This window comes from Vibrio maritimus (assembly GCF_021441885.1).
Classification (GTDB): Bacteria; Pseudomonadota; Gammaproteobacteria; order Enterobacterales; family Vibrionaceae; genus Vibrio; species Vibrio maritimus_B.
On record NZ_CP090438.1, the window covers coordinates 2,967,653 to 2,986,678 of the forward strand.

Genomic DNA, 19,026 nt, shown 5'->3' on the forward strand with positions numbered 1-19,026 from the left:
CTAGCTTGGGCATTGGTATTTTCGCTATTCGAGTTACTGAACTCGGCGCAATACTGCTTTTAGTGCATCGAAGTCATTATCAAGGTCTTTTGATAACAGCTCCATTGCAGCGTGTTTTGCGAGTGGTCCTGGAAGCTCGATGTCTGACTCAAGAATATCGTCCACGACCTCTTTAAACTTCGCAGGGTGAGCAGTACACAAGAATAGACCCGTTTCGCCTTCTTGAAGTTGCTCGTTCAATAGTCGGTACGCGATAGCGCCGTGTGGCTCACATAGGTAGCCTTGCGCGTTGAGATCACGTACAGATTCCGCACTTTGCTCATCCGTCACCATGCCTTTGCCTAGCGTATCCAGCCCCCAGCCTTTGATTTGGCATAGCTCTTCGATACGTGGCCAGTTGTTTGGCTGGCTTACGTCCATCGCGTTTGAGGTTGTCGCAACCGTTGGTTTAGGATCCCACTCACCCGTTTCTAGGTAGCGAGGCACCGTATCGTTAGCGTTGGTTGCCGCAATGAAGCGTTTGATAGGAAGACCCAGTGCTTTCGCCAATAGACCTGCCGTTAGGTTACCAAAGTTACCACTTGGAACCGATACAACTAGGTTCTCACGCTCTTGTTTAGACATCTGAGATGCCGCTTCGAAGTAGTAACAGATCTGCGCCATCAGACGGCTGATGTTGATTGAGTTCGCTGAGTTAAGGCCGATCTCTTCACGCAGTGCTGCATCGTCAAAGGCTTGCTTAACCAGTGCCTGACAGGCATCGAAGTCGCCATTGATTGCTACTGTGTGGATGTTCTTGCCTAGTGTGCAGAATAGTTTTTCCTGCAGCGGGCTGATCTTACCTTTTGGATAAAGGATAACAACATTAATATCTTCCATGCCGTAAAACGCGTGAGCAACCGCCGCACCCGTATCACCTGAAGTCGCAGTAAGGATGGTGATCTTGCCACCATCAGAGACTGCCGCCAAAGACTGAGCCATAAAGCGACCACCGAAGTCTTTAAACGCCAGCGTCGGGCCATGGAAAAGCTCAAGCGCGTACACGCCATCTTTAACTTGATTGATAGGCGCTGGGAATTGGAATGCATTGTCGACCAACTCATTGACTTTCTCAGCTGGAAGCTCATCACCGATCAGCGCAGACAAAATCTTTGCGCTACGCGTGACAAAGTCTTCAGCCAATAGTGCGTCTACATCATCGAACTTTGACAGCTCAGATGGAAAAAATAGACCTTGGTTGCGACCTAAGCCTTGGCGAACGGCTTGGCCAAACGAGACTTGCTCGTCGTTCTCTTTGATGTTGTACAGCTTCATAGCTTACTTCCTGTTACCTTCGAGCCTTGCTTGTCGAGGCGACAAACATGGACGAATCCTTCGTTATTTTGTACGTAATTCTCTTCTAGCCAGCGAGCCACTCTGTCCGCGACATCTTTGTCTTTGCAGATGCTAAAGAGCGTCGGGCCGCTGCCTGAAATTCCTGTTGCTAGTGCCCCCGCTGTCGCAGCGTATTCACGAGCTTTGCTAAACCCTGGTAGTAGCTTAGCGCGATAAGGTTCGGCGATGACATCTTTGATCATCTTCGCTGCCAACTCAGGTTGATTAGAGTGGCAAGCGTGAATAAACCCAGCTAAGTGGCGACCATGAGCAATGATATCTTGTCTGCGATATTGAGATGGTAGGATCTCACGCGCTTCTGCAGTCGACACCTTAATGCCTGGGTAAGCCATAACCCAGTACCATTCGTCGAAACATGGTACTTCTTGGCTGATGATACCTAGCTCTTCGAGCATCAACTGCACGCCACCTAGGTAGCAAGGTGCCACATTGTCATAATGGATGCCACCAGAAATTTGTCCTTCCATCTCACCCATTAGCGCAAGAAGCTCAGTTTCATTCAGTGGATTACCGTGGAACTGGTTCAGTGCGTCGAGCGCAGCTACGATAGAACAGGCGCTAGAACCGAGTCCAGAACCAATCGGCATGTTCTTCTCAAGCGTCATGTAGACTGGCTTGAGTACCACACCTTTTTTGTCTAGCTCACGGGCATAAACCTTCCAGCAATCGTAAACGATGTTCTCTTTTGGATCGCTTGGCAGCTTATCAACAAAGCTGCCTTTGGTGGCAAGGTCGAATGGCTTATCGCCCAGTCTTACCTCAACACAATCGCCAAGCAGGGTACCATCAACAGGTGATACCGCCGCGCCCAACACATCAAAGCCAACGCTTACATTGCCAATCGAGGCAGGCGCATAAACGACAACGCTATCACTCATCTTATACTCCTAGTTTCCAGCCTAACGTACGCATCACGTCAGAGAAGACACCCGCAGCCGTCACTTCTGTACCTGCGCCGTAACCGCGAAGTACCAGTGGGATTGGCTGATAGTAACGGCTGTAGAAGGCCAGTGCGTTCTCGCCGTCTTTGATCTTAAACATCGGGTCGTTTTCATCGACAGCTGCAATACGAACGCGGCACTTGCCATCGGCGATCTCACCGACATAACGCAATACTTTGCCCTCTTTCGCAGCGTTTTCTACCAACTCGCTGAAATAAGCATCTGCTTCTGGCAGACGAGCCATAAACTCATCGATAGAACCAGAATCGTCAAAGCCAGGTGGTAGGGCTTGGTCAACCTCAACATCTTCAAGCTCCAGTGCCATGCCAGCTTCACGAGCGAGAATAAGTAGCTTACGCGCGACATCCATACCAGAGAGATCGTCACGTGGGTCCGGCTCAGTAAAGCCTTTATCTTTGGCTACATTGGTTGCTTGGCTCAGCGTTAGTCCTTCATCCAACTTACCGAAGATGAATGATAGAGAGCCAGACAGGATGCCGTTGAACTTCTCAAGTTCATCACCCGCAGCAATCAGGTTCTGCAAGTTTTCGATAACCGGTAGACCTGCACCTACTGTTGTTTCATACATCAGCTTACGGCGAGAGCTGCGAGCCACGTCGCGAAGCTGATGGTAGTATGACATGCTTGCTGTATTCGCTTTCTTGTTTGGCGTCACTACGTGGAAGCCAGCGGCTAGGAATTCAGCGTATTGATTCGCGATGTCTTCGCTAGACGTACAATCAACCAACACTGGGTTAATGATGTGATTGCGCTGTACCAGTGCAGCAAGACCGGCAACAGTGAATCGCTCACTCACATCACCCATACGGTCACGCCACTGCTCTAACGGAAGACCATTACCATCAAGCAGCACACCTTTACTGTTTGCTAGGCCACATACGCGGATAACGATGCCTTTTTCAGCCAGTTTCGCTTGCTGTCTTTGGATCTGATCCACCAGCTCACCACCGACGCCGCCAACACCAACCACAAACACATCTAGGAAGTGCTTAGAGTTAAATAGGTTCTCGTGACAGGCTTTGATGGCTTCAGAGATTTTATCTTCAGGGATAACCGCTGAAATAGCTCGCTCTGAAGAGCCCTGTGCAATCGCAACGATATTCACATTAACTTCTGCCAGTGATGAGAAGAACTGAGAGGCAACGCCGCGAGAAGTACGCATACCATCGCCGACCAGCGTTACGATAGCAACGTCGTCCATAAACTCTACAGGCTCTAGCAGACCATTTTTAAGCTCAAGCTCGAACGCTTCACTAAGAGCGCGCTCAGCTTCTAGCTTGTCTTCTTCTTCGATACAGAAACTGATGCTGTACTCTGATGAAGACTGGGTAATAAGAACAATAGAGACACCTGCCGATGACATCGCGCCAAATACGCGGCTTGCCATACCTACCATGCCCTTCATACCAGGACCTGATACGTTCACCATGATGAGGTTAGAAAGCGTAGTGATACCTTTGATTGGCAGATTGTCTTCGCCTGTGTCCTGACCGATTAGCGTACCTGCACCTTGTGGGTTAAAGGAGTTCTTAATCAGACATGGGATATGGAACTGGGCAATAGGAGCAATGGTTTTCGGGTGAAGAACCGAAGCACCAAAGTAAGAGAGCTCCATCGCTTCTTGATAGCTTAGCGATTTCAGAAGGCGCGCGTCATCAACCAATCGAGGGTCACAGTTATAAACACCATCAACGTCAGTCCAAATCTCACAACAATCTGCTCGCAAGCACGCAGCAAGTACAGCGGCAGAGTAGTCTGAACCATTACGACCTAATGTCACCAACTCCCCTTTCGCATTACCTGCTGTAAAACCAGGCATGATGTGTACAACACCTTCAGCAAGCGGGTTAGCTTGGAAGTTTTGAGTAGAGACCTCTACATCTACCATAGCTTCTAGATGATCGCCGTTGGCAAATAGGTACTTCACAGGATCAATAAGATCCGCCGCTTGGCCTTTCGCGACAAGCACAGCTTTCATGAGCTGAATTGAGATGCGCTCACCTTTAGAGATGATGCGAGCGTTCACGTGATCAGGGCATGTACCCAACAGGCGAATACCATGAACAAACTGATGTAATTGGAACAGCGATGTTTTGACTTGGTTATCAAAATCCGTGCTGTCGATATTCGGGAGGACTTTCTTAATATCCGAGAATAACTCATTGAATGAGGTTTCTAGCTCAGAGATTTGCAGTTCAACTTCATTGTTTTTCAGTGCAGTTTCAATAACTGCCACTAACTTGTTGGTGGTTTTACCCGGTGCTGATAGCACCACAGCTAGATCTTCTTGCTGGGCATTATTAGCGATGATGTCCGCCGCTCTTAAGAAACGGTCTGCATCTGCTAACGATGAGCCTCCAAATTTTAGTACTCGCATCCTTTCCTCCCGAAATACTCAAAACAGGTAAAAAAAAGGCCCGTATCTTGGGGATACAGGCCTTGTTTTTGAATTTCTTTCGTCTACCAGCCTGCCCCAACGATAATGTCGGTAATAATAATGGTGGTGGTCATTACTACGTGCTGGCGATTAAACATAATAGGTTGTGCTTCAATTTCTCTTATGTGCTTACCCATACGTGTACCGCATTTGTTGGCGATTAGTCAATCAAAATTTGTACTTTTGTTGCTTATCGTGCGATTTATTCTCAAAAGCATAGAAACGAATAATGTCGCATTTATATGCAGTTAGGATCTTTATACATAACTAAATGCTATATAGTTTTACAACTTTTTGCTTAGATTCTGTGCTTTAATTAGAAATCAATAAACTATAAAAACAACAACCAAGGAGTGGTGCTATGAAAGCAGTGTCTTTATACGCTTTGCCGTTTCTGTTGTTTTGTGGTTCTTCTCTTGCGGTAGAGCTTCCAGCGCTCCCATCTCAACACAACCAATCGCCTCATAATTTCTTTATGTCTTCGGGTAGCAAGTCTAGCAGTGCAGACTCATTTGACGTTTGGAATATTGACAGTGGTTACTCGTATTCGGTATTTGATTCGCTCGACGTTTATATCGGTGCGCGCCTTAACAACTCAGAATTGTCCAATGACAGCGGTTTTTTGAGTGGTGTGAATTATCAGGTTTCAGACCGTATCTCGGTGAAAAGTACGCTGCGTGGTTATCAATATGAAGAGAATAATGAGACTCAAGGCGGCATGGCGGCTGAGATTTCGAGCCGAATGAGATTAACCGAAAACCTAGACGTTCACGCGACCTTTGATTTTGAAAAGGTACAACAGGGCGTAGAGGTCGGTCTAGGTTTCCGTTTCTAATCCAGTGTTACTGCAACACTAAAATTCCAGCTTTTCTTTGCTTACCAGCACACCATTCCAGTCAGAATAAATATAGTGACCAGGTTGAACAATCTGATTGTTCATCGTCAGCGTGACATTCACCTGACCCGCGCCACGTTTTTCTGTCTTAAATGGGCAAGCTGCGAGCGCTTTTACGCCAAGATCCATTTCAGACATGGCCGCCACATCGCGAATAGCGCCATTCACGATTATGCCTTCCCAGCCATTTTCAATAGCCATGATCGCCAACTGATCTCCAAGCAGTGCTTTGGCGCAAGAACCATTGCCATCAACAAAGAGTACTTTCCCTTTTCCATCGTGTCCGAGCACTTCACGCACCATTGAGTTGTCGTGATAGCAACGAACCGTCACTATCTCCCCCCAAAAGGCAGCGCGTTGTCCAAAGTTTTGCAGTGGTAAGTTCAGCAGCATCACTTTGTCTTCGTGTTGGTCACAAATATCAGGTGTGATATCTCTCATGTTTCCTCCGTGATATAGCTCAGTAGCCACAAAAAAGTGCCTGTGTCTTTAAAGAGCATGTAAAGTAAAATCCGTTTCCACCTGCCCAGTCAGGGTGCTAGTCGCACACATACTGACTCAACAAGCCTAAATTCTGTTGTGTTCGGTTCTCATCACAGGAGACCAAAAACAGTACACCATTTTCTACCCAATAGATGGCATTTTGCTCATATTTTTGCGCTAACTCACAGGCTTGCAATAAGGTGATATCAACCGAAAAGCTCGCTTCAACCCAGCCAAAGCTTGGGTCACCGACGTTAACACGCCCATAGTGAAACCCTTGTAAGTCTTGCTCTAGCATTCGGTTTTTTATGCAGTTAGCTTCGTCTGAAAGCTTTTGGCTTCTGGGGTTGCAAGCCGTAATGATGGCGTAACTGCTGCATTCCCACCTACTGAGAAAACGCATCGCAATGTTTGAATAGGCACGCCAGAGTCGTGCATCAATACTCATACTATCCAAATTTTAGCCTCTGCCCAATACTATTAATATTTGTTACAAAGCGGCTATTGATTTAAATCAACAAACTGCAAGGAATTAACATTTGACCATTGTTAGCATGCTGTTAACATTATAGAATTCGCCTCAATGACATAGCAGAATAATAAGAGATTAAAGGGATTTCTCGTTTTTTGGCAACATCATGGATGGCGACGTAACACGTAACTGTTTCGATGATGGTGAGTAAAACCTCCAAGAAACATTACCTATATGTTAACTTTTTGCCTAGAATTTATTCTACTAGCGACAGAATTATCACAAGTTTAATTTAGGTACCGCCGATGCAAAGCCCGCAGATTCTTATTGTTGAAGATGAGCAAGTAACCCGTAACACCCTAAAAAGCATTTTTGAAGCAGAAGGATATGCTGTTTTCGAGGCCAGCGACGGTCAAGAAATGCACCAGGTGCTATCAGAAAACTCTGTAAACCTAGTTATCATGGATATCAACCTTCCTGGTAAGAATGGTCTACTTCTAGCGCGTGAACTACGTGAGCAAGCAAACGTTGCTCTAATGTTCCTAACAGGTCGTGACAACGAAGTAGATAAGATTCTTGGTCTAGAGATTGGTGCTGATGACTACATCACTAAACCATTCAACCCACGCGAACTGACTATCCGCGCTCGCAACCTGCTAACTCGCTCAATGAGCAACAATGCAGCGACTGAAGAAAAGCGTAGCGTAGAGAAGTACGAGTTCAACGGTTGGGTTCTAGACATCAACAGTCGTTCTCTAGTGAGCCCTAGCGGCGACAGCTACAAGCTGCCACGCTCTGAGTTCCGTGCTCTACTGCACTTCTGTGAGAACCCAGGCAAGATCCAAACTCGTGCGGATCTTCTTAAGAAGATGACGGGTCGTGAGCTTAAGCCACATGACCGTACCGTAGACGTAACTATCCGTCGTATTCGTAAGCACTTTGAATCAGTGTCTGGTACGCCAGAAATTATTGCAACGATTCACGGTGAAGGTTACCGCTTCTGTGGTGATCTAGAAGAGTAATTCACTCTTTCTTAGCCAAGTAAATAATCCACCTGCTGAGCAGGTGGCTTTGAATGGCCCCCTAGAAGGGGGCTAACTTTTAGTTACTCAACCCTAGATGCATCTGACGCTCTTCTTCTTCCTTTCCCACACGATCTTGGTGCCTGACATATCTTCTGATTATTTCCTCGTTCATTCCTACCGAATCAACAAAATAACCACGCTGCCAGAACTTATTGCCCCATAACTTCTGCTTTCTTAGATACGGAAATTTGTTGAACAACCTTATCGCTGTCCGTCCTTTAACAAATCCCATATACTTTGAAATACTCAAACTTGGTGGCATTCTCACAACCAAGTGGACGTGATCTACTTGAACGTTCAACTCTACAACCTTGCAGTTTTTCATGTTACTGTAAATATAGATACTTCGGTACAGCTCTTTGCCCAAGTTACCCTTGAGTATTTTGAGTCGGTACTTCGGCGTCCAAACTATGTGGTACTGGCACCTGTAATATACGTGTGAAGCGGATTCATATCTGCTCATGTTCTTTTTCTCCTTGATTTGCTGGTTACAAACTTGGATATCTTGAACATGAGCGCCCTTCGGGCAAAGCCCTAATGGACGATCACCACCTTCCTAGAAGGTGGTTTAGGGTTAGAAAATAAAAAGGGACGCATCACGCGTCCCTTTTTTCATCTGCTGTGAGGAAAATCAGTAAACCGTGTCGATATTCACCTGTTTGCTCACCAACCAAGTTTTGTTTTCACCATCGATCAGCTGCACGGCCACATCGACAGGTTTGGTGATGTTCACCTCTAGCTGCCAGTTAAAGGCGACTTCCCATTGACTCTCTGAATGGTTACGAAGCTCAAAGTCACTGCCTTCGAATTCCCATGTCATATCGCCTTGCTTAAGCACAACCATAGACACATCCATATCAGCCGGAAGTTGGTTATCCGTACTCAGGTTTAGGGCTCCATAAAGGTTTTGCTCTTTCACCAACGCCGATGTCTCACCAATTTTTGGCATCATATCAATCCATAGGTTCGAATTGAGGCTAACAGTTTGCTGCTCGACCATCGCTGTATTGCTCGACGCCCACATAGCTGAGTCGGTTGCAGGAGATGATGCACAGCCCGCTAACGCAATAGAGAGTGCAAGTGCGGTAACAACTTTTTTCATTATGATTCCTTACTTTCCAACCACGATTTTAGTATCTGAATATCATTTTGATATTCGTTTTTAATCTCTTCAACCCAATCTTCGATATTTTCCCACCATGCAGGCAGTTCTGGGGATTGAGCTTTTTGTGCAATAGACTGAATGCGCTTCAAACCGATAGACCCGGCTGCACCCTTGATCTTGTGCGCCTCAGAGGCAATACCTGGCTGGTCTTTGGCGGTCATGTTTGAGTCTAGGATCTCAATGTAGCCTGGCATCATATCTTCAAACATAGTGATGCTATCAAGCACGGGTTTACTACCAACAATATCGACATACGACTCCAGCATGTCTAAATCTAACAAACGAGTAAATACTTCATTATTGATGTTTGATTCCACTGCAACCTCCTGCGGTGTTTCCTCTGTTTGCTCATCCTCACCGTGAAACTTATTGATGACTTCCGTCAGTGCTTTCACACTAAGCGGCTTACTGATGGCATCGTCCATTCCCTTAGTAAGATATTCTTGTTTGTCCTTAAGAACATTCGCCGTTAACGCGACTAATGGCGGTAGGGTTTGATAGCGCTCTCTGAAACCTTGGGCAACATCAAATCCTGTCATATCCGGCAGTTGTATATCGAGTAGCGCGAGATCGTAATCACCCGGTTTGAAGTCAGCCAACGCCTCCTCGCCACTCATCGCCACTTCTACCGTATGCCCCAAACTCTCGAGTAGAGAGCGAGCAACGGTAATGTTGAGCTCGATATCCTCAAGCAAGAAAATACGTAGACTGCCTTGGCGCTTCACCTCAACAGGAGCTAATTGCACCTCGTCCGCGCAAGGCACGTTGATCGTAACAGTAAAGGTGCTCCCAAAGCCTTCTTCACTGTCGACGGTGATATCGCCATCCATCATTTTGATAAGCTGCTTGGATACGGCGAGACCGATACCGGTTCCCACCGCATGTAAGTTGTCTTTGCCCGATTTTACTTGGTAGTACATGGCAAAGATCTTATCGAGCTCTTTTTGCGGAATACCGATACCAGTATCTTCAATCTCAATGGTGATATGGGCGCGATTGTCTTCGACATCGGCGCTGATCGTCATTACTACGCCGCCCTGCTTGGTGAACTTCATCGCATTGCTCACCAAGTTCCAGATAACCTGACGCAGTCGCGTAGCATCGACGACGACTCCTTCAGGTAGATCCGTGAGTCGTTCCAGATCAAAGCGCAGCCCTTTTTGCTCGGCCATCAATCCAGAGATGCTCTCGAGCTCCGTAACGAAATCTTCAAAGTTTAATGGCTCAGGGAAGAGCTCAAGTTTGCGTCTATCAAACTTATCCATATCGATAATGTCGTTAAAGATATGACCAAGAGTAATCGCACTGACATTGATGGTCTGTAGCTGCTTGCGCTGCTCGTGGTTAAGCTGTCCATCCAGCAGCATACGACTCAAGCCAACAATGCCGTTAAGTGGCGTTCGCAGTTCGTGGCTGATGGTAGAGATAAAGGTTGTCTTATCTCGACTCGCTTTCTCCAGCGACTCTGCGTGACGCTTACGTTCAGTAATGTCACGACCAAAGCCAACCAAGCCTAAGTGACGGCCATCTTTACTGTAAAACGGCACCTTACGAAGCTCGTAGAAGCATTTTTTACCGTCTGGATACTCAAGCCACTGCTCATAGGTGAGGGCTTGGTTATCACCCATTACCTTATGATCGGTCTCCACGACTTGTTTGGCGATCTCTTCTGAATAGACATCCCAAGGCGTGAGGCCAACCAAGTCTTGCTCTTTGCGCCCCGTAAGCACTTCCATTGCTTTGTTACAGCCAGAAAACACCCCTTCGGCGTTACGATAGTAAATAAGGTCTGGAGAGGCATCGATGAACGAGCGCAGCAAAGCCGTACGCTCTGCCAGCTCTAGTTGAGTACGTTCACGTTGAAAGACTTCGTTTTCAAGATCTTTCATCGCCTCTTCACGGGCTTCCTCGGCTTTTTGCCTCTCTTCGATCTCTTGGTTGAGCTTGCGGATGTTTTGCTGAAGCTTGTGGTTAAGATCTTGGTCGCGTGAACGCATTTCTTTGAGTTTGGAAACCATCTTAGCAAGGCGCTGACGAGACTCTTCGAGTTGGTCGACCACTACTGAGAGAAAGTACACCGCCCAAGGGGTAATCAATAAACCAAAAAACACTGAGCGAACAATATCGATATCATCGACACGCCCATTTAGAACAAGGGTGATACCAACCTGAACGACAACGGCCAGTGCGACTAGCGCCAACGCCAATATAATAGAGAAGCGAACAATACCGAGTCTCACCAACAGGTCGACATAGTATTGCGCGAGATTTTTGATGGGTTTCATTCAGCACTCCGTGCGTTACAACTGGGCTAAGTCTATCACTAAGCCCAAGTTTGCACACGGAAGGCGAATTATTTGAGAACAGGTTTGTGATAAATAAACGGATTCTCAGTCAGCGCGCCCTGAGCACCTTGTGTCGTCAGAGTCCGACCCAGTTCTGTCATCGCCAGCCAGCGGTTTTCACACCACAATGGAGACAACAAAGTTGGACGTCGCGCAGATGACGAAACTCGGTGATACACAATCTCAGCAGGCGTTCTGCGAATCATTTCACTGGCTACATCGAGATAAAACTCCAATGTTGGTGCTTCCAAACGCCCCGCTCGCCACGCCTTCGCCATGGTGCTCCCTTCAACAATATGAAGACCATGCAGCTTGATACCATCGGTACCTGTCGCAAGTACCTTCTCTAGGGTCTCAAGGTTGTCTTGTTTGGTTTCATTCGGAAGGCCGACAATTAAGTGCGTACACACCTTAATGCCAAGCGCGCGAGCGCGTTTAGTTATCTCGTCGTAAACTGCAAAGTCGTGACCACGATTGATACGCTTAAGTGTTTGATCGTTAGCAGTTTGCAAGCCCAGCTCGAGCCAGATTTCATAGCCCTGCTTTACATAGCCCGCTAACAATTCAAGAACGGAATCTGGCACACAGTCCGGGCGCGTGCCGACACACAGACCGACGATGTCGGCGTACTTGAGCGCTTCTTCGTACATGTTCTTCAGTACTTGCACTTCGGCATAGGTGCTGGTGTAAGCCTGAAAATACGCCAGATATTTCTTGGCACGTTTGACCTCACCCGCTCGGTCAGTCAATTGCTCGTGGATAGACTGGATCTGGGTCTCTTCGCTTGCGAAAGAGGCCACATTGCAGAATGTGCATCCGCCACGGCCAATGGTTCCATCGCGGTTTGGGCAGCTAAAGCCGCCGTGCAGGGTTAGTTTGTGAACCTTTTCTCCATATCGACGCTGAAGATCTTGTCCAATGGTGTTCACCAACTCATGTAATTGCATTGCTCAAAAAACCTACTAATAAGAATGAATCTCACTCTAATTCGTGAAACTTAATTACATCCCTGCAAAAGAAAACCATGAATAGTAGCAACGAGCCTGTGAACAGCGCTTAACCAAAATCAATAAATATGCATAAAAACAAGCAAAAAACCGCAAATGTTGCGGTTATGTTATGGAATATATTCAAAACAAGATAAAAAAAATGTGTAACAGACGTAAGTTTCGTTGGAATTACACAGAACAAAATTGTAGGATACTTACACAATTCTGCTGTATTTGCCGTTTTTATTACAGCATGAATTAGTAGATAAAAGGTCGATATTCTACTCCCACCAACAGATTCCACTAGATTGTGGAACGTAGACATTGAATATCACCACGGAATGTTTTTCTCGCAACACATTTCCTGCGAGATGCAGAATGGACTCGAACACTGCCCCCTCTGGCAGTCAAGAATCAAAATTACAAAGGACAAGACGCAATCGCACACTCTAGTTGCGTCTAGATTTAACTGGAAGGAAGTATCTATGGTAGATAGAGAGCAGAATACACAGGGTCTGTATACTCCAGAATTGGAGCATGACGCTTGTGGTATCGGTTTTGTTGCTCACCTAAAAAACCGTAAATCTCACGAAGTAGTGACTCAAGCCCTGGATATGCTAGCGCGTATGGAACACCGTGGCGGTCAAGGTTGTGACCCATGCAGCGGTGATGGTGCAGGTATCCTACTTCAAAAGCCACACGAGTTTTTGTTAGAAGAGAGCGTAAAGCTTGGCATTAAACTGCCATCTTTCGAGAAGTACGGTGTTGGTGTGGTGCTATTCCCTAAAGACGAGCACAAACGCGCGCAATGTCGTGACATCCTAGAGCGCAATGCTAAGCGTCTAGACCTAGAAGTGATTGGCTACCGTGTACTGCCAACCGACAACTCAATGATCGGTGCAGACCCACTCAGCACTGAACCACAATTTGAGCACGTATTTGTTACTGGCGGCCCTGGTTGTACGCCAGAAGAGCTTGAGCGCAAGCTGTATGTTCTTCGTAACTACACAGTTCGTGTATGTCTAGAAAGCGTGTCAAATATTGGCGATGACTTCTACATCAACTCCATGTCTTACAAGACACTTGTCTACAAGGGTCAGCTAACGACAGAGCAAGTACCTCAGTACTTCTTAGATCTACAAAATCCAACGATGGTGACGGCTCTGGCTCTAGTTCACTCTCGTTTCTCTACCAATACTTTCCCGAAATGGCGCCTAGCGCAGCCTTTCCGTTACATTGCCCACAACGGTGAAATCAACACAGTTCGCGGTAACTTGAACTGGATGAAGGCACGTGAAGCGATCATCGAATCTGACTTGTTCACTCAAGCAGAAATCGACATGCTGCTCCCTATCTGTCAAGAAGGTAGCTCGGATTCATCAAACTTCGACATGGCACTTGAGCTCCTAGTTCTTTCTGGTCGCAGCCTGCCACATGCACTGATGATGATGATCCCTGAAGCATGGCAAGAAAACAAAAACATGGATCCAACACGTCGTGCGTTCTACCAGTACCACGCGAACGTTATGGAACCATGGGATGGCCCAGCATCGGTGTGTTTCACTGACGGTGTTCAGGTAGGTGCAACGCTTGACCGTAACGGTCTGCGTCCATCTCGTTATACCGTGACTAAAGATGACTTCCTAGTGATGGCATCAGAATCTGGTGTTGTCGACATTGAACCAGAGAACGTAGAGTTCCGTGGTCGTCTACAGCCGGGTCGTATCTTCGTTGCTGACCTAGAACAAGGTCGCATCATCTCTGATGAAGAGGTGAAAGATGGCATCGCAAGTGCTCAGCCATACCAGAAATGGGTGGAAGAGAACCTGCTTAGCCTGAAGAAACTTCCAGATGCGAGCAACGAATTCAGCCAACCTTCTCCAGAGAAGCTACTGCACAAACAGCAAGCGTTTGGTGTTAGCTCAGAAGAAGTGAACGAAATCATCGTACCTATGGCGAAAGATGGCAAAGAGCCACTCTCTGCAATGGGTGCTGACTGGCCACTCGCGATCCTTTCGCACCAGTCACAACATCTATCTAACTACTTTAAGCAGCTGTTTGCTCAGGTTACCAACCCGCCAATCGACCCGATTCGTGAGCGTATGGTAATGTCTCTGAACACTTACCTAGGTAAGGATCAGAACCTACTGACTGAGTCTCCAGAGCACTGTCAAAAAGTAGAGCTTGAGTCTCCAGTTCTGTCTAACTCTGAACTTGAGAAATTGCGTGCTATCGATAATGAGCACCTACAAGCGAAAACTCTGGATATCGTTTTCCAAGCCAGTGAAGACGAAGGCAAGCTAGAGCGCGCACTGAAACGTATCTGCCAATACGCAGAAGACGCGGTTATCGATGGTTACTCAATCATCTTGCTAACTGACCGTGCTATCAACTCTAACCACGCAGCTATCCCAGCAATGTTGGCGGTCGGTGCCGTTCACCACCACCTAATCCGTAAGGGCTTGCGTGCTAAGTGTGACATCGTGGTAGAAACAGGTGACGCACGTGAAACGCACCACTTTGCAACACTAGTGGGCTACGGCGCGAACGCAGTGAACCCATACCTAGTTATCGAAACTATGGTTGAGCTGCAGCGCACTAAGAAGCTAGACCCTGAAACCAGTATCTCTGAGCTATTTGAGAACTACCGTAAGTCTATCAACGGCGGTCTTCTGAAGATCTTCTCGAAGATGGGTATCTCAACGCTGCAGTCTTACCACGGTGCACAAATCTTTGAAGCGCTTGGTATCAGCAAATCTGTCGTAGAGAAATACTTCACGGGTACGGTTTCTCGTATCCAAGGTCTCACCATTGACGACATCGCTAAAGAAGTACTGATCCGTCACCGTGTTGGCTTCCCAACGCGTGAAATCCCAGTACAAGTTCTTGATGTTGGTGGTGTTTACCAATGGAAACAGCGTGGTGAGAAGCACCTGTTCAACCCAGAAACTATCTCGCTACTGCAACAGTCAACTCGCAACAAAGACTACGCTCAGTTTAAGCAATACGCGAAAGCGGTTGATGACCAAGGCGACAACGCAGCAACACTGCGCAGCCAGCTAGACTTTGTTAAGAACCCAGCAGGTTCGATTCCTCTAGAAGAAGTTGAGCCAATTGAAAGCATCCTTAAGCGTTTCGCAACAGGTGCAATGTCGTTCGGTTCTATCTCGTACGAAGCTCACTCTACTCTTGCTGTTGCGATGAACCGCATTGGCGCGAAGTCGAACTCAGGCGAAGGTGGTGAAGACCCAGCTCGTTTCGAGCGTAAAGAGAACGGTGACTGGGAACGCTCTGCGATCAAGCAGGTTGCATCCGGCCGCTTCGGTGTGACTTCTTACTACCTAACCAACTCTGAAGAAATTCAGATCAAGATGGCGCAGGGTGCGAAGCCAGGCGAAGGTGGTCAGCTACCAGGTGATAAAGTCGATGACTGGATCGGTGCGACTCGTCACTCAACTCCAGGGGTTGGTCTAATTTCTCCACCGCCACACCACGATATCTACTCAATCGAAGATTTGGCTCAGCTGATCTACGACTTGAAGAATGCGAACCGTGCTGGTCGCGTCAACGTGAAACTGGTATCGGAAGCAGGCGTTGGTACTATCGCCTCAGGTGTAGCGAAAGCGAAAGCAGACGTGGTCCTTATCGCCGGTTTCGACGGTGGTACAGGTGCATCACCAATGTCTTCAATTCGCCATACTGGTCTTCCTTGGGAGCTAGGTTTGGCAGAAACACACCAAACGCTTCTGAAAAACGGTCTGCGTAACCGTATCGTGGTTCAATCTGATGGTCAGATGAAAACGCCACGTGACCTTGCAGTAGCAACTCTGCTAGGTGCTGAGGAATGGGGTGTAGCAACAGCCGCTCTGGTTGTTGAAGGCTGTATCATGATGCGTAAGTGTCACAAGAACACCTGCCCAGTTGGTATCGCAACGCAAAACAAAACGCTACGTGAACGCTTTGATGGCCGCGTAGAAGACGTTGTTACCTTCTTCCAATACATGGCTGAAGGCTTGCGTGAAGTAATGGCAGAGCTTGGCTTCCGCACTATCGATGAGATGGTGGGTCAGTCTCAGAAACTGAAGATCCGCGACGACATCGCTCACTGGAAATACAAGAACCTCGACCTATCGCCAGTTCTACACATCGAGCAGGCGCGTGAAGAAGACGGTGTTTACAACCAGACAGAGCAAAACCATAACCTAGAAGAGGTTCTGGACCGTAAGTTGATTCAAGCGGCTATCCCTGCACTTGAGAAGGGTGAAGCGGTCAACGCTGAGTTCCCAATCATCAACACGGACCGCTCTGCAGGTACCATGCTGTCGAACGAAATCTCTAAAGTGTACAAAGACCAAGGTCTACCACAGCCAATGAACGTCAAGTTTAACGGCAGCGCTGGTCAGTCATTCGGGGCTTTCCTTGCTAAGGGCGTGAAGTTCGAAGTGGAAGGTGATGCGAACGATTACTGGGGTAAAGGTCTCTCTGGCGGTACGCTAGTACTGTACCCTGATGCGAAGTCAAGCATCGTTGCAGAAGACAACATCGTTGTTGGTAACGTTTGTTTCTATGGTGCAACGTCGGGTGAATCTTACATCCGCGGTATGGCCGGTGAGCGCTTCTGTGTTCGTAACTCTGGCGCGAAAGTTGTGGTTGAAGGCGTGGGTGACCACGGCTGTGAATACATGACTGGCGGTGTGGCGGTTATCCTTGGTTCAACAGGTCGTAACTTTGCTGCTGGTATGAGTGGTGGTGTGGCTTATGTTTGGGATAAAGCAGGTGACTTTGAAACCAAGCTCAACCCAGAATTGGTCGACCTAGACCCAATCGAACAAGAAGATCGCGAACTACTACTAGACATGCTAACTAAGCATGTGGAGTTCACAGGAAGTGAAGTCGCTCAGTCGTTCTTAGACAACTTTGAAGCAAGCATTGCATCGCTGGTTAAAGTCATGCCACGCGACTACAAAGCCGTGCTACTAAAGCGCAAAGCAGAAGCTGAGCAAGCTCAAACGGAAGAAGTGGAGGCAGTATAATGGGTAAGCCTACTGGATTTTTAGAACATGGTCGCGAGCTTCCAGGGAAGCTCGACCCAGCGGTTCGCATTGAAGACAACAAAGAGTTCGTTCTTAACGAAGAGTTTGGCGATAAGATCAACACTCAGGCTTCTCGTTGTATGGATTGTGGCGTACCTTTCTGCCACAACGGTTGCCCAATCGGCAACATCATCCCTGAGTTCAACGATGCTGTGTATCGTGATAGCTGGGAAGAAGCTTGGCGCATCCTAAGCACAACCAACAACTTCCCAGAGTTTACGGGTCGCGTATGTCCTGCTCCGTGTGAAAGTGCCTGTGTACTTGGTATTAACCAAGACCCAATCACCATCTGTAACATTGAGAAGACAATTGTTGAAACAGCTTACCGTGAAGGCTACGCGAAACCTAAAACGCCGCGCTCTCGCACGGGGAAAACTGTCGCTATCATCGGCTCAGGTCCTGCAGGTCTATCTGCAGCTGAGCAGCTAAACAGCGCCGGTCACTCAGTAACCGTATTCGAGCGTGACGAGAAAGTGGGTGGTCTACTACGCTTTGGTATCCCTGACTTTAAACTGGGCATGGATATCATTGACCGTAAAATCAATCTAATGGCAGAAGCGGGTATTGAGTTCAAAGTAAACCAGCACATTGGTGTTGATGTTAACGCTGCTCAGCTTCGTCAAGAGTTTGATGTTGTACTATTAACAGGTGGCTCTACCGTTCCTCGTGACCTACCCGTACCAGGGCGTGAGCTAAACGGCGTTCACTTTGCAATGGAATTCCTAGCGCAAAACAACCGTCGTGCTAACGACATGGATCTTAAAGGTGAAGAGATTCACGCTAAAGATAAGCATGTTGTGGTCATTGGTGGTGGTGATACAGGCTCTGACTGTGTGGGCACCTCGAACCGTCATAAAGCTGCAAGCGTTACTCAGGTAGAAATCATGCCGATTCCACCAGAAAAACGTCCTGCTAACATGCCATGGCCGCAATACCCGATGATCATGAAGACCACAACTTCTCACGAAGAAGGCTGTGACCGTCATTGGAACATCTTGACCAAAGAGTTTATCGGTAACGATGAGGGCCAAGTAACGGGTCTTCGTATTGCAGATATCGTTTGGAAAGATGCAGCTCCAGGTGAGCGCCCAAGCTTTGAAGAAGTTGCAGGCTCTGAGCGCGTAATCCCATGTGACATGGCGTTCCTAGCAATGGGCTTCCTACATCCAGAACCAACGGGTGTTCTAGCTCAGCTTGATATCAAACTGGATGAGCGTGGTAATGTTGCTGCGGAAAACTTCCAGACTAACCAACAAGGTGTATTTGCTGCAGGTGACATGCGCACAGGCCAATCTCTGGTCGTACGCTGTATCAACGAAGGTCGCGAGTGTGCGCGTGCCATCGATGAGTACCTAATGGGCAACACAAACCTTGAAGCGAAAGCAGATTCATTAATGCTTTCAGCTTAAAGGCAGACTGTCTAGTTACACGGATAAGTAACTAACAGCATTCCTTCCGAATTTGGCCAGCTTATGCTGGCCTTTTTTATCCCCCATAATCCCTTATCATGTAGCACAAAAGTCTAGTGCTACTGACGATGCGCCTCCTTAAATTTGTTAACCTTCTCACTTTTTGCGAGACAAGCCTTTGTTCTTCAAGCAGATAATTCGTTTGATTTTCCGCAACATACACAACAAATTCCTGAAAACTTGACCTTTATTGCCATAACCTATACGTTGTGAAGTTCGTGAAAATAAAATAGATG

At 47.4% G+C, this 19,026-nt stretch carries 13 protein-coding genes; 4 read left to right on the forward strand and 9 right to left on the reverse strand.

Going from position 1 to position 19,026, the window contains the following annotated elements:
• Positions 1–33: 33 nt before the first annotated feature.
• Genes thrC through thrA form a run of 3 tightly spaced genes read right to left on the reverse strand, consistent with a single transcriptional unit; the run spans position 34 to position 4,734 of the window.
• On the reverse strand, positions 34–1,314 hold the full coding sequence (gene thrC / locus LY387_RS13560; RefSeq protein ID WP_234494484.1) for a threonine synthase: 1,281 nt from the start codon (positions 1,312–1,314) through the stop codon (positions 34–36).
• Positions 1,311–2,273 carry a homoserine kinase gene (gene thrB / locus LY387_RS13565; RefSeq protein WP_234494485.1) on the reverse strand — a complete coding sequence of 321 codons (963 nt, stop codon included), beginning with the start codon at positions 2,271–2,273 and terminating at the stop codon, positions 1,311–1,313. Before thrB ends, thrC begins: the two co-directional genes overlap by 4 nt.
• A gap of 1 nt (position 2,274) precedes the next feature.
• Positions 2,275–4,734, reverse strand: a complete 2,460-nt coding sequence (thrA, locus tag LY387_RS13570) for a bifunctional aspartate kinase/homoserine dehydrogenase I (protein ID WP_234494486.1) — start codon at positions 4,732–4,734, stop codon at positions 2,275–2,277.
• A 421-nt stretch (positions 4,735–5,155) separates the two neighbouring features.
• Between thrA and LY387_RS13575 the strand changes: the two genes are divergently transcribed.
• Positions 5,156–5,629: a ribonuclease regulator gene (locus tag LY387_RS13575; RefSeq protein WP_234494487.1), complete on the forward strand. Its 474-nt coding sequence runs from the start codon at positions 5,156–5,158 to the stop codon at positions 5,627–5,629.
• A gap of 18 nt (positions 5,630–5,647) precedes the next feature.
• Here the strand turns inward: LY387_RS13575 and LY387_RS13580 are convergent, their stop codons facing one another.
• Both LY387_RS13580 and LY387_RS13585 read right to left on the reverse strand, forming a co-directional pair.
• Positions 5,648–6,130 carry a putative 4-hydroxy-4-methyl-2-oxoglutarate aldolase gene (locus LY387_RS13580; protein WP_234494488.1) on the reverse strand — a complete coding sequence of 161 codons (483 nt, stop codon included), beginning with the start codon at positions 6,128–6,130 and terminating at the stop codon, positions 5,648–5,650.
• A gap of 97 nt (positions 6,131–6,227) precedes the next feature.
• Positions 6,228–6,620, reverse strand: coding sequence for a DUF3293 domain-containing protein (locus LY387_RS13585; protein WP_234494489.1), 393 nt, complete (start codon positions 6,618–6,620; stop codon positions 6,228–6,230).
• Between the two features lie 329 nt (positions 6,621–6,949).
• Between LY387_RS13585 and arcA the strand changes: the two genes are divergently transcribed.
• Complete coding sequence (gene arcA / locus LY387_RS13590; protein ID WP_234494490.1) at positions 6,950–7,666, forward strand: two-component system response regulator ArcA; 717 nt, start codon at positions 6,950–6,952, stop codon at positions 7,664–7,666.
• Between the two features lie 79 nt (positions 7,667–7,745).
• Here arcA and tnpA read toward each other — a convergent pair whose 3' ends face one another.
• The 4 genes from tnpA to LY387_RS13610 all read right to left on the reverse strand — a co-directional run bounded on the left by tnpA (position 7,746) and on the right by LY387_RS13610 (position 12,186).
• Positions 7,746–8,192: an IS200/IS605 family transposase gene (gene tnpA, locus LY387_RS13595; protein ID WP_042473647.1), complete on the reverse strand. Its 447-nt coding sequence runs from the start codon at positions 8,190–8,192 to the stop codon at positions 7,746–7,748.
• A gap of 168 nt (positions 8,193–8,360) precedes the next feature.
• Positions 8,361–8,831: a hypothetical protein gene (locus LY387_RS13600; protein ID WP_234494491.1), complete on the reverse strand. Its 471-nt coding sequence runs from the start codon at positions 8,829–8,831 to the stop codon at positions 8,361–8,363.
• Positions 8,831–11,179, reverse strand: coding sequence for an aerobic respiration two-component sensor histidine kinase ArcB (gene arcB / locus LY387_RS13605; protein WP_234494492.1), 2,349 nt, complete (start codon positions 11,177–11,179; stop codon positions 8,831–8,833). The genes LY387_RS13600 and arcB overlap by 1 nt, the downstream gene beginning before the upstream one ends.
• 68 nt (positions 11,180–11,247) lie before the next feature.
• Positions 11,248–12,186, reverse strand: coding sequence for a TIGR01212 family radical SAM protein (locus LY387_RS13610; protein ID WP_234494493.1), 939 nt, complete (start codon positions 12,184–12,186; stop codon positions 11,248–11,250).
• Positions 12,187–12,713: 527 nt separating this feature from the next.
• On the opposite strand from LY387_RS13610, the gene gltB reads away from it, so the two are divergent.
• Positions 12,714–17,261: a glutamate synthase large subunit gene (gltB, locus tag LY387_RS13615; RefSeq protein ID WP_234494494.1), complete on the forward strand. Its 4,548-nt coding sequence runs from the start codon at positions 12,714–12,716 to the stop codon at positions 17,259–17,261.
• Positions 17,261–18,730: a glutamate synthase subunit beta gene (locus tag LY387_RS13620; RefSeq protein WP_042476040.1), complete on the forward strand. Its 1,470-nt coding sequence runs from the start codon at positions 17,261–17,263 to the stop codon at positions 18,728–18,730. The genes gltB and LY387_RS13620 overlap by 1 nt, the downstream gene beginning before the upstream one ends.
• Positions 18,731–19,026 lie beyond the last annotated feature (296 nt).

Coding starts and splice junctions, on each gene's coding strand:
- arcB (WP_234494492.1), bottom strand. CDS start 11,179: ATGAAACCCATCAAAAATCTCGCGCAATACTATGTCGACCTGTTGGTG.
- LY387_RS13600 (WP_234494491.1), bottom strand. CDS start 8,831: ATGAAAAAAGTTGTTACCGCACTTGCACTCTCTATTGCGTTAGCGGGC.
- LY387_RS13585 (WP_234494489.1), bottom strand. CDS start 6,620: ATGAGTATTGATGCACGACTCTGGCGTGCCTATTCAAACATTGCGATG.
- thrA (WP_234494486.1), bottom strand. CDS start 4,734: ATGCGAGTACTAAAATTTGGAGGCTCATCGTTAGCAGATGCAGACCGT.
- thrB (WP_234494485.1), bottom strand. CDS start 2,273: ATGAGTGATAGCGTTGTCGTTTATGCGCCTGCCTCGATTGGCAATGTA.
- LY387_RS13575 (WP_234494487.1), top strand. CDS start 5,156: ATGAAAGCAGTGTCTTTATACGCTTTGCCGTTTCTGTTGTTTTGTGGT.
- thrC (WP_234494484.1), bottom strand. CDS start 1,314: ATGAAGCTGTACAACATCAAAGAGAACGACGAGCAAGTCTCGTTTGGC.
- LY387_RS13580 (WP_234494488.1), bottom strand. CDS start 6,130: ATGAGAGATATCACACCTGATATTTGTGACCAACACGAAGACAAAGTG.
- tnpA (WP_042473647.1), bottom strand. CDS start 8,192: ATGAGCAGATATGAATCCGCTTCACACGTATATTACAGGTGCCAGTAC.
- LY387_RS13610 (WP_234494493.1), bottom strand. CDS start 12,186: ATGCAATTACATGAGTTGGTGAACACCATTGGACAAGATCTTCAGCGT.
- LY387_RS13620 (WP_042476040.1), top strand. CDS start 17,261: ATGGGTAAGCCTACTGGATTTTTAGAACATGGTCGCGAGCTTCCAGGG.
- gltB (WP_234494494.1), top strand. CDS start 12,714: ATGGTAGATAGAGAGCAGAATACACAGGGTCTGTATACTCCAGAATTG.
- arcA (WP_234494490.1), top strand. CDS start 6,950: ATGCAAAGCCCGCAGATTCTTATTGTTGAAGATGAGCAAGTAACCCGT.